Annotated in this window: 11 protein-coding genes; 5 read left to right on the top strand and 6 right to left on the bottom strand. The window is 64.2% G+C overall.

Annotated features, from left to right (window positions below; all coding sequences use genetic code 11):
• Genes ABEH27_RS01620 through ABEH27_RS01635 form a run of 4 tightly spaced genes read right to left on the bottom strand, consistent with a single transcriptional unit; the run spans window position 1 to window position 5,473 of the window.
• The gene (locus tag ABEH27_RS01620) at window positions 1–1,449 is read right to left on the bottom strand and encodes an ATPase, T2SS/T4P/T4SS family (RefSeq protein ID WP_346612068.1); all 1,449 of its coding nucleotides are present in this window, start codon (window positions 1,447–1,449) and stop codon (window positions 1–3) included.
• Window positions 1,449–3,407: a type II secretion system secretin GspD gene (gene gspD / locus ABEH27_RS01625; RefSeq protein ID WP_346611882.1), complete on the bottom strand. Its 1,959-nt coding sequence runs from the start codon at window positions 3,405–3,407 to the stop codon at window positions 1,449–1,451. Before gspD ends, ABEH27_RS01620 begins: the two co-directional genes overlap by 1 nt.
• 3 nt (window positions 3,408–3,410) lie before the next feature.
• Window positions 3,411–3,836 carry a pilus assembly protein PilZ gene (locus tag ABEH27_RS01630; RefSeq protein ID WP_346611883.1) on the bottom strand — a complete coding sequence of 142 codons (426 nt, stop codon included), beginning with the start codon at window positions 3,834–3,836 and terminating at the stop codon, window positions 3,411–3,413.
• Complete coding sequence (locus ABEH27_RS01635) at window positions 3,833–5,473, bottom strand: lipoprotein UxpA (RefSeq protein WP_346611884.1); 1,641 nt, start codon at window positions 5,471–5,473, stop codon at window positions 3,833–3,835. Before ABEH27_RS01635 ends, ABEH27_RS01630 begins: the two co-directional genes overlap by 4 nt.
• A gap of 224 nt (window positions 5,474–5,697) precedes the next feature.
• Here ABEH27_RS01635 and ABEH27_RS01640 point away from each other — a divergent pair, with 224 nt between their 5' ends.
• A complete protein-coding gene (locus tag ABEH27_RS01640) occupies window positions 5,698–7,776 on the top strand; it encodes a PhoX family phosphatase (RefSeq protein ID WP_346611885.1) in 2,079 nt (692 codons plus the stop codon).
• Window positions 7,777–7,928: 152 nt separating this feature from the next.
• Here ABEH27_RS01640 and gspK read toward each other — a convergent pair whose 3' ends face one another.
• A complete protein-coding gene (gspK, locus tag ABEH27_RS01645; RefSeq protein ID WP_346611886.1) occupies window positions 7,929–8,894 on the bottom strand; it encodes a type II secretion system minor pseudopilin GspK in 966 nt (321 codons plus the stop codon).
• Between the two features lie 145 nt (window positions 8,895–9,039).
• On the opposite strand from gspK, the gene tatA reads away from it, so the two are divergent.
• The 4 genes from tatA (at window position 9,040) to ABEH27_RS01665 (ending at window position 12,526) form a co-directional block, all read left to right on the top strand.
• The gene (tatA, locus tag ABEH27_RS01650) at window positions 9,040–9,276 is read left to right on the top strand and encodes a twin-arginine translocase TatA/TatE family subunit (protein ID WP_346611887.1); all 237 of its coding nucleotides are present in this window, start codon (window positions 9,040–9,042) and stop codon (window positions 9,274–9,276) included.
• Window positions 9,276–9,566, top strand: coding sequence for a Sec-independent protein translocase protein TatB (gene tatB, locus ABEH27_RS01655; RefSeq protein WP_346611888.1), 291 nt, complete (start codon window positions 9,276–9,278; stop codon window positions 9,564–9,566). Before tatA ends, tatB begins: the two co-directional genes overlap by 1 nt.
• On the top strand, window positions 9,563–10,312 hold the full coding sequence (tatC, locus tag ABEH27_RS01660) for a twin-arginine translocase subunit TatC (RefSeq protein WP_346611889.1): 750 nt from the start codon (window positions 9,563–9,565) through the stop codon (window positions 10,310–10,312). The genes tatB and tatC overlap by 4 nt, the downstream gene beginning before the upstream one ends.
• Before the next feature lie 96 nt (window positions 10,313–10,408).
• Entirely contained in the window at window positions 10,409–12,526 is a 2,118-nt protein-coding gene (locus ABEH27_RS01665) for an HET-C-related protein (RefSeq protein WP_346611890.1), read from the top strand.
• 12 nt (window positions 12,527–12,538) lie between these two features.
• Here the strand turns inward: ABEH27_RS01665 and ABEH27_RS01670 are convergent, their stop codons facing one another.
• Complete coding sequence (locus ABEH27_RS01670; RefSeq protein WP_346611891.1) at window positions 12,539–12,850, bottom strand: NGG1p interacting factor NIF3; 312 nt, start codon at window positions 12,848–12,850, stop codon at window positions 12,539–12,541.
• Between the last annotated feature and the right edge of the window lies 1 nt (window position 12,851).

Raw genomic sequence — 12,851 nt, forward strand, 5'->3', positions numbered from 1 at the left:
TCAGCCCTGCACCACGCGCAGCACTTCGGCCAGGCTGGTCTCGCCGCGGGCCAGGCAGTCACTGGCCATCGTCACCAGGCTCTGGCGGCGCTCGGCCAGGTAGTCCTGCATCGCCAGCTCGCTGGCGCCGTCGTACAGCAGCGCGATCAGGCCCGCGTCCAGCTCGATGAACTCATAAAGGCCCAGGCGCCCGATATAACCGCTGCCCTGGCACTGTTCACAGCCTACCGCGTGGTAGCTGCTGCCCAGCGCTGCAAGCTCCGGCCACAGCGCGCGCTCGGCTGCCTGCAGCGGCTGCGCCACGGCGCAACTGCACAGGCGCCGCACCAGGCGCTGGGCCAGCACGCCGCGCAGGCACGAGGCGATCAGGAACGGCTCGATGCCCATGTCGCGCAGGCGGGTAACTGCGCCCACCGCGCTGTTGGTGTGCAGCGTCGACAGCACCAGGTGCCCGGTGAGGCTGGCCTGCACGGCGATTTGCGCGGTTTCCTGGTCACGGATTTCGCCGAGCATGATCACGTCCGGGTCCTGGCGCAGAATGGCGCGCAGGCCGCTGGCGAAGGTCAGCCCGGCGCGCGGGTTGATGGCGGTCTGGCCGATGCCGGCGATGGCGTATTCCACCGGGTCCTCGACGGTGAGGATGTTGCGGCTGCCGTCGTTGAGGCTGTTGAGGCTGGCGTACAACGTGGTGGTCTTGCCCGAGCCGGTCGGGCCGGTGGACAGGACGATCCCATTGGGCCGCGCCAGGCAGCTACGCAGGCCCTGCAGCACTGCTGCCGGCATGCCCAGGTTGGTCAGCGACAGCAGGCTGGCCTGCTTGTCGAGCACGCGCATCACCACGCGCTCGCCGTGGATGCCCGGCAGGGTCGAGACGCGCACATCCACCTCGCGCCCGGCGGCGCGCAATGTAATGCGGCCGTCCTGCGGCTGCCGCTTTTCGGCGATGTCGAGCCGCGCCATGACCTTGATCCGTGACACCAGCATCGCCGACAGCGCACGCGGCGGGCGCAGCACTTCGCGCAGGTGCCCGTCGACGCGCAGGCGCACCACCAGGCTCTGTTCGAAGGTCTCGATATGAATGTCCGAAGCGCGCAGGCGCAGGGCCTGGCCGAACAGGCCGTTGATCAGGCGGATCACCGGCGCTTCGTCGTCGCTTTCAAGCAAATCCTCGATGCGCGGCATTTCGCTCATCAGGCTGTTCAGATCGACCTGGTCGCCGATGCCCTCGATCAGCGCTGCGGTGGCGGCATCGCCAGCCTGGTACAGCTGGCCAAGGCGTTCGTCGAAGGCAGCAGGCTCCAGGTAGGCAAGCGCAACAGGGCGGCCATGCACACGCAGCAGTTCCTGCAACTGATCGCTGTCGGCATCGCGGCGTAGCCACAACTGCCAGCCGGCCTCTGCCGGGGCCATGGCCAGCCCGGCCTGGCGCGCCAGGCGATAGGGCAGCATCACCAGTCACCGCCTTCGAGGCGTGCACGGCTGGCCGGGAACACGCGCTGAAGCTGGCCGTCCTGCGCCAGGTCGGGCAGCTTCAGCGGCGTGGTCTGCTGCAGGGTGCGGTACTTGTCTTCGCTCAAACCGGCCAGGCTCGGCCCGTCACGCAGGATGCGCGGGCGGATGAACACCATCAGGTTCTGCTTGGTGTTCTTGCTGGCGTCGGAGCGGAACAGCCGGCCCAGGCCCGGAATATCACCGAGGAACGGCACGCGCTGGTCGCTGGTGCTCAGCTCGTCACTGATCAGCCCGCCGAGGATCACCAGGCCATTGTCCTCGACCATGACCTTGGTCTTGATCTCGCGCTTGTTGGTGATCACGTCGCTGGCAGCGCTGGAGTCGGCGATTGACGAAACCTCTTGGACGATGTCCAGGCGCACGCTGTTGTCGATGTTGATCTGCGGCTTGATGCGCAGCTTGACCCCGACTTCCTTGCGCTCGATGGTCTGGTACGGGTTGGCGTTGTTCTGGGTGACGGACCCTGTGACGAAGGGCACTTCCTGCCCCACCAGGATCGACGCCTCGGCGTTGTCCAGGGTCAACAAGGTGGGCGTGGACAGCAGGTTGAAGCCGCTCTTGCCTTTGAGTGCGTTGACCAGCATGGCGAAGTTGAAGCCACCGCCGATATGGCCGATGCCGACGGTGGCACCGGTGGTGGCCGACAGCAGGTCACCGAGCCCTTCGTTGTCACCACTGGCGGCGGCGCCAGCGATGTTGGCGATGTTCACCCCGTTGCTGCCGAAGTTGACGATGCCGGCACCAAACTTCTCATCGGCAAACAGCCACTGCACGCCAAGCTCCTGGGCGCTGCTGTCGGAGACTTCGGCGATGATCGCCTCGACCACCACCTGGGCGCGGCGGATATCCAGTTGTTCGACAATGGAGCGGTAAGCGGCCAGTTGGCTATCGGGGCCTACCATGACCACGGCGTTGGTGCCTTCCTCGTACTCAAGGCGGATGCCCGAATCGCTGGCGGCGGCCATCACCGGTTTGTCCTTGCCTTCGCCTTCGCCTTCGCTTGCACCTTCGCTGGGCGCTGCGCCTTCCTGGCTCAAGCCGCGCAGCACCTTGACCACTTCGCCGGCATTGGCGTGACGCAGGTAGATCACCTGGGTGTTGCTGCTCTGGCGGTTTTCGCTGGGCTGGTCGAGCTGGCGCAGCAGCGCCTTGACGCGGTCGGTGCTGCCACGTACCAACAAGGCATTGCTGCGCGGGTCGGCGACCACCTGGGTGCTGTCGGCGCCTTGCTCGCGGGCCAGCAGGCGGGTCAGCAACTGCGCGGTGTCGGCAGCGCTGGCGTGGCGCAGCGGCATGACCTGCAGCGGCTCGTCGCTCACCTGGTCGAGCTGGCGCAACAGGCTGTCGATACGTTCGAGGTTGCTGCGCCAGTCGGTGACCACCAACAGGTTGGCGGCAGGGTACGGGGTGATTACGCCGACGCGCGGGTCGATCAATGGCTTGAGGATGCCGAGCATCTGCTCGCTGGCGGCGTTGCGCACATTGAATACCCGGGTAGCCACGCCGTCACTGCCTGCGGACTGTTTACCAGCCGGCTCCACCGGTACCGGCTCCAGCCGCGCCGCCTGGTCGGGGACAATCTTCACACTGCCATTGGGTAGGTCCACTGCGGCGTAGCCCTGGGCGCGCAACTGGGCGAGGAAGATGTCGTAGATGGCATCGGCATCGTGGCGGTCGACAGTACGCACGGTGACCTTGCCTTTTACCCGGGGGTCGACAATGAATGTGGTACCGGTGATCCGCGACACGCTGTCGATGAATTCGCCCAGCTCGGTATCGACGAAATTCACTTCGTAAAGCGGCGTGCCATTTTCATCGAAGGTTTCCGGTTCTTCTGCCCAGGCCATCGTCAGGGCCAGGCTCAAGGCAGCGGCCACGCAATATCTCACCAGCATCGTTCATCCTTGCCGCTTGAAGCCGGTCACGGCGGGGCGTGGCGGCCAGGGCAGGCGCTCACGCCGCCCCTGGTTGTCGAAAATGAGGCCATCGGCGTCGATGTCCTGTAACACGATCCCCGGCGCCAGCCGCTGGCCGCGGCCGAGGGTGCGCACCTGCTGGCCGTAGCGCAGCACCACCACGCTGGCCGACAGCGGCTGGGCCTTGAGGCCACCGAGGTATTGCAATGGCAACCGGGTGAGCGCGATTGCGCCGTCGTCGAGTGGGGCCTGCCAGTGGCCGACCAATAAACCCGGCAATGGCGTATCGGCGGCTGCGAGAGGGCTGGCCGGGTGCGGCTGGCGGCCCAGTTGCAGCACGCATTGGGCGGCCAGCCAGCCGGCCAGGGTCAGCAGGCCGCCGGTGAACAGGCGCGAGGCAAGGCTCACGAAACCACCTGGCGTGGGTGCCAACCCGGGTGGCCTTGTACATAGCGCACCTCGGGCAGTTGCAGGGCCGCCAGTTGCCAGCCCGGTTGCTGACGCCCGAGCCAGGCCTCGACCCGCTGCCACAGCGGCTCACCGGCCTGGGTTTCGAACTGCAGGCCAAAGGTGCGACACAGGCCCTGAACCGGGTCCAGGCCAGTGATGCGCTTGCCTTGCGGGCTGTAACTAACCCCCCAGGCCTGGCCCTGCCAGCGCGGCAGGTCCTGGCTGTTGTCCAACAGCAGCGGGTCGCCGAACAGTTGCTCGGCGGCGTTTTCCAGCACCTGTTCGACCTGCCGGGCCGGGGCCTCGACCACCGGTGCCGGGTAGCCGCCGGTCAGGCTGATCAGGTGTTCGCGGGTGATGGGCTCACCGGCGGCCAAGGGGTAGTCGTAGCGCAGGCCCGGCAACAGCACCGGCAGGCTGCTGTCACCCGCCAAGGCTTGATGCAGCAGGCGGTCCCAGCTACCGCCGCGGGTGTCGCGACGCCACAGCGCCTGCGGGGCGCGGGCGAGCGGTTGGTCGAGCCACGCGGCATGGCCGGCGCGCTGCTGGCGCAACTGGGCCTGCAACTGGCTGGCGCGTAATTGCGCGGCAGGTGATAGCTGCTGGCTAACGGCGGGGAAGAAGCGCCCATCGAATTGCCACTGCCCCGCCACTTGCTGGCAGCGCAGGCGAAACGCACCACTGCCACGGCAACCGGCAAACAGCACGGGAATGCGCCGGCCGCTGGCCTGGGTCGCCTGCACGGGGGTCGGCCACAGGTCCTGGCCGCGTGCGCAGAGCAGTACGTCGATTTCTGGCACCCGTTCGGCCAGCCACAGGCCCGGCCCGGTGCCGACATCGGCCAGCGCCACTACCAGGTCCGCCTCCCGACGCGCTTGCTCGAAGGTGGGCAACAGCGACTGATACCACTGTTTGAGGGAGGCTTTCTGGTCTTGGGCGTAAGGGTCGGTGACGCCCACCACGGCGATGCGTGCGCTGCCTCGCTCGAATACGTGCAGCGGCTCCAGCCCCAGGGCTTTCCGCTGTTGCTCAGCAAGGCCGGCGCCGAGCGTGACCGCAGAAGACTGGCGGTAAAGGGCCGCGCTGCGCTGCGGCCAAAGTACGCGCTCATCGCTGCTGACCCGCGCTTCACTGCCTAGCAGCTGGCTGCCCTGCCGGCCGCTCTCGCCTTGAGTGAGGTAAGCCAGGCCACTGCCATTCCAACCCTGGCCATTCTCCAGGGTCAGGCTGTTGCTCTGGCCCGCCTCCCCACGCAACTGCTCCAGCAACGCCGCGAGCACCGCATAACCGCCCACTTGCAGCGTTGACGCCTGGTTGGCATCGAGCAACGGCGCAAGGTGTGGGTGCGCCAGGCTGGCGCTGGTGCCGGTCATCCACGGCGCACGGCCCAGGTGGCTGACCGGTCCCAGGCGGGTCGCCGGCACCACGGGCAGGCCGGGCTGCCGCGCATCGAGGGTGTCGGCGACATAGAGCAGGTCCACGCTGGCATTGCCGCCACCCTGGCCTGGGAATGCAGAACAGGCGCCGAGCAACGGTGCCAAGGCACCGATTCCCATCCAGCTGATCACTTCGCGCCTGTGCACACTGCTTGCCATCGGGCCCGCCATCCTTATCCGAGTTCTCTTTGGGCTCCGGATGTTGCGGCGTTGGCATTACAGTTTGATGGCAGAAATCCGACAGCCATTCCAAATTGATCTGTCGGACACACAAGTAAGAACTGACAGTTTTAAAGGCCCGTTAACATTTCTGCCAAGGAATCATCACACTAGCGCTCTAAAGTCGCGGTTTCTTTCAACTCAGCTACTACAAGGAAACCCTGATGAGTCGAGAATCCGGCGACAACGTTGACCGCAACGCTAGCGGCAACCTGCCCATGGCCAGCGTCATGGACGCTTACCTGAGCCGTCGCAGCGTGATGCGCGGTAGCCTTGGCGCCGCTATCGCCATGATTGCAGGTACCGGCCTGACCGGCTGCTTTGACAGTGGCGGTTCTGACAACGACGACCCGGTAACCGAGCCGCCTGTAACCGAGCCACCGGTTACCGAACCTGAACCGGAACCGAAACTGGCCCTGGGCTTCCAGTCCATACCGGGTTCGCGCACCGACGCCTGCGTCGTCGCAGCCGGCTACAGCGCCTACGTGCTGGCACCGTGGGGCACGCCGCTCAACAGCAACGCCAACCCGTGGAAATCGGACGGCAGCAACACCTCGACCGACCAGGCCAATGCCATGGGCATGCACCATGACGGCATGCACTTTTTCCCCATCAATGGCAGTTCGGAAGACGGCCTGCTGGCGATCAACTTCGAATACATCGACGCGGCCGCCCTGCACCCCAACGGCCCCACCACCGACGTCAGCGGCAAGCGCCCGGCCGAGGAAGTGCGCAAGGAAATCAACGCCCACGGTGCCGGCGTGGTACGCCTGCAGAAGCTCAACGGGCGCTGGCAGGTGGTCGACAACGACCCGCTCAACCGCCGCTTCACCACGGCTTCGCGCATGGAAATCACCGGCCCGCTGCGCGGCACCGACCACGTCAAGACCAAGTACTCGGCGGCCGGTACCCACTGCCGAGGCACCAACAACAACTGCGGCAACGGTTACACCCCGTGGGGCACCTACCTGACCTGCGAAGAGAACTGGCCAGGCATCTTCGTCAACAAGGGCACACGCCCTGAAGACCAGCGCCGCATTGGTGTCGGCACCTCCAGCGGCCAGTACAAGTGGGAAAGCGCTGCCGGTGACAGCACCGAAGTCAGCGACGAATTTGCCCGCTTCGACGTGACCGTCAAAGGCGCCAGCGCCACCGACGACTACCGCAACGAAGCCAGCACCTATGGCTACATCGTCGAGATCGACCCGTACAACAGCAGCACCCTGGCCACCAAGCGCACCGCCCTTGGCCGCTTCCGCCACGAAGGTTGCTGCCCGGGCCTGCCGGTGGTGGGCAAGCCGCTGGTCTGGTACATGGGTGACGACTCCAACAACGAGTACCTGTACAAATTCGTCTCCACCGCCGTGTGGGACGCTGCCGACGCGAACCCGGCCGACCGCCTGGCCACCGGTGCCAAGTACATGGACCAGGGCAAGCTTTACGTGGCCCGCTTCAATGCCGACGGCTCGGGCGTATGGCTGTTGCTCGACGTGGCCACCCCAACCGCGGCCGGCACTACCCTCGGCGCGCTGTACGGTGACCTGCCCGGCATCATCCTCAACACCCGTGGTGCGGCTGATGCGGTGGGTGCAACGCCGATGGACCGGCCAGAGTGGACCGCAGTGAACCCGCTCAATGGCGATGTGTACCTGACCCTGACCAACAACAGCGCGCGCACCCCGGAGAAAGTCGACGCAGCCAACCCGCGCGGCCCGAACCGCCACGGCCACATCATCCGCTGGCACGACAGCGACGATCAGTTGAGCTTCACCTGGGATATCTTCGTGTTCGGCGCCAACGCCGCAGGCACGGCCGACATCAACCGCTCAGGCCTGACCGAACTCAACCAGTTCGCCAGCCCCGACGGCATGAGCTTCGATAGCCGTGGTGTGCTGTGGTTCGAGACCGACAACGGTGAGAGCACCCTGACCGACTACACCAACGACCAGCTGCTGGCGGTGATTCCTACCGACCTGGTGGATGGCACCGGCAAGCAGGTGCCGGTCAATGCCCAGAACCAGGTTGACCTGCGCCGCTTCTTCGTCGGGCCGAATGGTTGCGAGGTGACCGGGATTGCCTTCAGCCCGGACAACAAGTCGATGTTCGTGAACATTCAGCACCCGGAGAACTGGCCGTATACCGACAAGGCCACCGATGCTACCCCGGCGGGGGCCACGGTGCGGCCGCGGGCTTCGACGGTGGTGATCCAGCGGGATGATGGCGGGGAGATCGGGACAGTCTGATCCTGTTCGCATCAGGGCCGCTGTGCGGCCCAATCGCCGGCAAGCCGGCTCCCACAGACACCCTGCAGTACTGAATATCAGCGAGGTAGTTGGGGGCAGCCCGTACTTGTGGGAGCCGGCTTGCCGGCGATTGGGCTGCACAGCAGCCCCCCTTACCAGGCAATTGGCTCACGGCTCTTGACCCGCACCTGCTGCGCTGGCACCCGCGCATGCCACTGCACCACACCCAATGCCTCCACCTGAAACTCGCTACGCATCACCCTCCCCTGCTCCTCGAACGACAGCTGCAACAGAAAACGCCCGCTGTTGAGCAACAACCCCTCGCTCAAGCGCTCGAACGTCTCGTCATCCACCGCCCCCAGCGCCTGGCGCAACGCCGAGGCATCTTCATACCCCGACGCCGGCCGGCCACTGATGATCCGGCTCAGCAGCGAGCGCGGATAGCGCCCCTCATACAGCGCATCTAGCAACGGCAGATGCTCCACGCCCAGCGCATTGGCATTCAGGCGCCAGCCTGTGGTTTGCGGCAAGGCGCACAGCATGGGGTAACGACGTTGGCGCGCGGCATCCGGTTCGAGCAGCAGGTTCAATTCACTGGTGTCGAGCATCGGCTGGTTCGCCGCCAGGCGTGACGGTTGCTGGCGCAGGTACTGGGCACTCTCAGCGCCTTGCAGGCGGGCATCGCTGTCACTGTCGAGCCAGTCGGCCAGCGCATCGACCAGGCGCTGCGCCGCCATGTCGTCGCCCAGCACATACCGAAGCTGGCGCTCGGCACGCGCTCCATCGGCGCCCAGCAGTGCATTCACGTTAAAACACGTGTGTTGGTCGCGCACCCGCAACTGCGCCTGGCCGGCGCCAAAATCGTAGGTCAGCGGCTGCCCGCGCAACGCCTGCCAGAACAGTGGGCTGAGCCGCCAGGCAGGGTCGCGCAGGGCCTGCTCGGCGTAGGCCAGGCCGGCCTGCTCCATAGCCCTCACCTGCACCCGCTGGCGCAACAACTGCACGTCATCGACCTGGCGGCGGCCGTCTTCCACCAACCAGGCCATCCCCGCAGCGAGCATCGCCAACACCACCATCACCATCAGCAGTGCCGCGCCCTGCTGTCGCGTGTTCCTCATTCGCAGCCATCCTTTTGATGATTCGAGGCGCCAGTCAACACAGGGGTTGTTGCAGATAGATGGCAATCACTTTGCAGTCATCTGCGCGTCATCAAGGCGAGGCAGGATTAGCCATTCTTTTCATGGCCTTACAGGAGTGGTGGTAATGGGTGGCATCGGAATCTGGCAATTGGTGATCGTACTGCTGATCGTGTTTCTGCTGTTCGGCACCAAACGCCTCAAAGGCCTGGGCAGCGACGTGGGTGAAGCGATCCAGGGCTTTCGCAAGTCCATGGGCGGCGACAGCGACGCCGACACCCCTGGCGCTGCGCAGGTACAACAGCCACCGCTGACCAGCCAGGCTGCGGCGCAGCCACAGCCCCACGCGGATCGACAGGCCTGATGTTCGAGGTAGGTTTCAGCGAACTGCTGCTGGTCGGCATCGTCGCCCTGTTGGTGCTAGGGCCGGAGCGCCTGCCGGTGGCGGCGCGCACCCTGGGCCGGGGGCTCGGCCAGGCGCGCCGGGCGATGCAGGGTTTGCGTACGCAGATGGAGCGCGAAATCGATATGTCCCATTTCGAGCGTGCGCCATTGCAGCGCCTGGAGCAGGAAATCCGCCAGGGCATCAGCCTGAAGGTGGAACCGGCCAATGACGCAGCAGCAGTCAGCGTCACGCGGGAGAGCAGCTCATGAGTATCGCCCTGGACCCAGCGGCACGCATGCCGCTGACCGATCACCTGCGCGACCTGCGCAAGCGCCTGGTGCGTTGCCTGCTATTGATAGCGCTAGTGTTCGCCGGGCTGTTCCCCTTCGCCCAGCAGCTTTATACGTTGATCTCGGAACCGCTGCGCCGCTTTCTCCCGGAAGGCGCCAGCATGATTGCCACCAGCGTCACCTCGCCCTTTCTGACGCCGTTCAAGCTGACGGCGATGTGCGCGCTGTTCGTGGCCATGCCGCTGCTGCTGCACCAGGCCTGGGGCTTCCTTGCACCGGGGCTGTACCGCCGCGAACGGCGCATCGCCCTGCCGTTGCTGGTGTCGAGCATCCTGCTGTTCTACGCCGGCATGGCCTTCGCGTTCTACCTGGTGTTCCCGATGATGTTCGGCTTCTTTGCCAGTGTGACACCGGATGGCGTGGCGATGATGACCGACATCAGCCAGTACCTGGATTTCATCATGGCGCTATTCCTGGCGTTCGGCTTGGCGTTCGAAATCCCGGTGGCAACGTTCATCGTGGTGTGGGTGGGGCTGGCCGATGTGGCCTCGTTGCGCCGCAGCAGGCCGTACGTGATCGTCGGATGTTTTGTGGTGGGGATGATGCTTACGCCGCCGGACGTGTTTTCGCAGACCATGCTGGCGGTGCCCATGTGGATACTGTTCGAACTGGGCCTGGTGGCCTGCGCGCTGGTCCACCGCAAGGCAGGTGAACCCTCAACTTGAGATGGGCATCAGCTGATTCGGTAGCGCTGCCTCGTTAACTTCGTAAAGCCTCGTCTACATGCTGCTCGCTCATCCGATCCTATTGCGAGGAACACCATGAACGAGCCCCTTGAAACTTCAGACGTCAGTGACGAAACCACGTTCAGCAGCAGCCTTGCCCTGGAGCAGTTGGGCAATCTCGCCAAAACCCTCGATGCCCAGCTATTCACTCACCTGTTCAGGTCGGTGTTCGGCACTGGCTTCGCGCCTGCAGTGTTTGTGGAGTTGCAACGGCATCTGGCTGACGACACGCTGGCCAACCCCGCATTCAGGGTCCAGACAGGCCTGCAGACATGGTCAGCCTATGACCCGGACGCGGGCGAGATCCAGGTGCAGCGCGAAGTCATAGATCAGGCACTTGATGATCCGGAGATCACCGCCACGTTCATGTTGGCGCTGATACAGGTTTTTGCACTGCATGTTCACCAGCTGCTTTGTCGATACCAGGACGCTGCAGGCATCGAACAGGCAATCGAGCCCCCACGGGAACACCTCGGCGTAGCCTTTGCCCAGACGCTGCTTTTCTACAACGAGCCGATCGAAGCGGGTAGGACCTTCGCAATCTTTACCCACTCAGGCACTGAAACACCGTTGGTTATGGCATTCCCGACCCAGGAGCCACCGCAGACTGCAGGCTTCGGTGCCGGTCGAGGCGACAAGAACTCCCATAGATCCTTCGGCCATGAGTCCATCGAGGACGGACTGGAGATCGCCGGCTTCGACAGCGCCCAGCGCAAAGCCATCTACTTCGGCAACTGGTTGCGGGACTACTCTCAACTGATTGACCCAAAGCTGGTTCATCCGGTGCAAGATGCAGGCATCAATACCGCTGAAATCATTCAGGCCATTGCCGCTGGCCAACTGCCGAGAGTCTCGCGCAAAAAGCTGACAGCCATTGTCGACCTGTTTGCCCTCAAGGAATTCCACAGCCTGCAGCAGACACCCGAAGACCGCGCGCAGTATCAGGTGACACCGATGATGCTTGGGGTCTACCGGGCCCACGAACACATCGACAATCCGACCACGCTGGACCGCAATGCCTTCGACCCGCGCAGCATCGACAAAGACTTCACTGCCCTTGTGTTCCCTGAAGACAAGCAGAATGCAGTGCTGCCCAAGCGTTCGATGAAACGTTATATCCGCCGCCCGATCGCATTCATGATCAAACAGCTGGAGGCGGCCAAGAAGGAGGGCATGACTGCCAAGGGCATGCGCTACTTTGGCGAGGCCTTGCATGTGCTGGAGGACTACTTCGCCCATTCAAACTTTGTCGAGCTCAGTTTGAAAAAACTGGGTCACGACGAGGTGCTGCTCTGGACCACGCGGATCGAGGCCAGAGAAGACAGCAAGCATGAGTGGCCTGTGGTCACTGGCATGTTCGGTGCTCTGGACATCGTCGGTAGCGTCGCCGACCCGCTGGCCGACCTGCTCTATGGTAACGAGTCGTCCCCAACACCCGAGCCTGGCGAGCGCAGCGACTTCGACCAAGTTATGCTGATATTGCTCGAGGATGAGGACCCTCTGCTGCGCAATGCTTATGAGCTCTACCTGAAGGCCCGCGACAACGTACGTAAAAACGAGATCTACCAATGGATCAACCAGGTTACGAAAGTCGCTCAGCTGCCCAACGAGGCGATTGCCTATGCCACCAGCCTGATCAAGAAGCCGCTGCTCAAATGGGCAGGCGATCACGTCGCAACCCTGCAAACGCTGCTGGACACTGACCCCAACAGCGATGCCAGCGCCCTGGTAAGCCATTCACAGCTAGCCAAAGACCACGACACGCATCCTTTCCATACCCTGGCAGTACAGATGGCGGCAGTGGCCGTGAAGGATGTAGGCCAAGCGATGTTCGATCACTGGCACGGAAACAGCGCAGGGCATGGCGACCCCCGTGTAGTGGCTGAAGGCATGATTGTTCACCCCTACGACACCGACCGATTCGATCAGATCGTCAAGGACTGGGCACTCGCCAATCCAGAAAGGATCGAGCAGGGGGCATCCATCGACACGCTCAGGCAGTTGCAGACAGACGAGCTGGCAGAAGCAATGAAAGGTATAGGGGAGGCGCTGGAGACTGTCGTCAAGCACGTCGAGGAAATAGAACAGATAACCGATACGAGCTTCTGGAGCATCGTCAACAGCCCGGACGCGGGCCCTTCGCCCTTTGGCTGAAAACCACCGGTTTCAGAAATCCAGCAGGCGCCAGACCTCAAAGGCCGGTGTCTCGTACGGATGGCTCAGTCGAAGCGCAGCGACGACCTGAGCAATCAGGTCGTCAGCCACCACCAGCTCCACCTTCCACTCCTCGACCACCTCAACCTGGCCGGTTTGCCCGAGGAACGGCTGGCTGCCGTGCAAAGGGCGAAACTGGCCCTGGCCCAGGGTTTGCCAGGCGCAGTGGTCGTAGTCGCCGATACGCCCGCCACCGGCGGCGAATACGGCGGCCTTGACCACGTCGACATGGCTGGCCGGGACGAAGAAGGCGAGCTTGTACACG

It is taken from the genome of Pseudomonas sp. P39-UII1 (assembly GCF_039672635.1).
Lineage (GTDB): Bacteria > Pseudomonadota > Gammaproteobacteria > Pseudomonadales > Pseudomonadaceae > Aquipseudomonas.

What these genes read in the sequence shown, in the direction of transcription:
- ABEH27_RS01620 (WP_346612068.1), bottom strand. Translation starts at nt 1,449, where the DNA reads ATGCTGCCCTATCGCCTGGCGCGCCAGGCCGGGCTGGCCATGGCCCCG.
- gspD (WP_346611882.1), bottom strand. Translation starts at nt 3,407, where the DNA reads ATGCTGGTGAGATATTGCGTGGCCGCTGCCTTGAGCCTGGCCCTGACG.
- ABEH27_RS01635 (WP_346611884.1), bottom strand. Translation starts at nt 5,473, where the DNA reads ATGGCAAGCAGTGTGCACAGGCGCGAAGTGATCAGCTGGATGGGAATC.
- ABEH27_RS01640 (WP_346611885.1), top strand. Translation starts at nt 5,698, where the DNA reads ATGAGTCGAGAATCCGGCGACAACGTTGACCGCAACGCTAGCGGCAAC.
- gspK (WP_346611886.1), bottom strand. Translation starts at nt 8,894, where the DNA reads ATGAGGAACACGCGACAGCAGGGCGCGGCACTGCTGATGGTGATGGTG.
- tatA (WP_346611887.1), top strand. Translation starts at nt 9,040, where the DNA reads ATGGGTGGCATCGGAATCTGGCAATTGGTGATCGTACTGCTGATCGTG.
- tatB (WP_346611888.1), top strand. Translation starts at nt 9,276, where the DNA reads ATGTTCGAGGTAGGTTTCAGCGAACTGCTGCTGGTCGGCATCGTCGCC.
- tatC (WP_346611889.1), top strand. Translation starts at nt 9,563, where the DNA reads ATGAGTATCGCCCTGGACCCAGCGGCACGCATGCCGCTGACCGATCAC.
- ABEH27_RS01665 (WP_346611890.1), top strand. Translation starts at nt 10,409, where the DNA reads ATGAACGAGCCCCTTGAAACTTCAGACGTCAGTGACGAAACCACGTTC.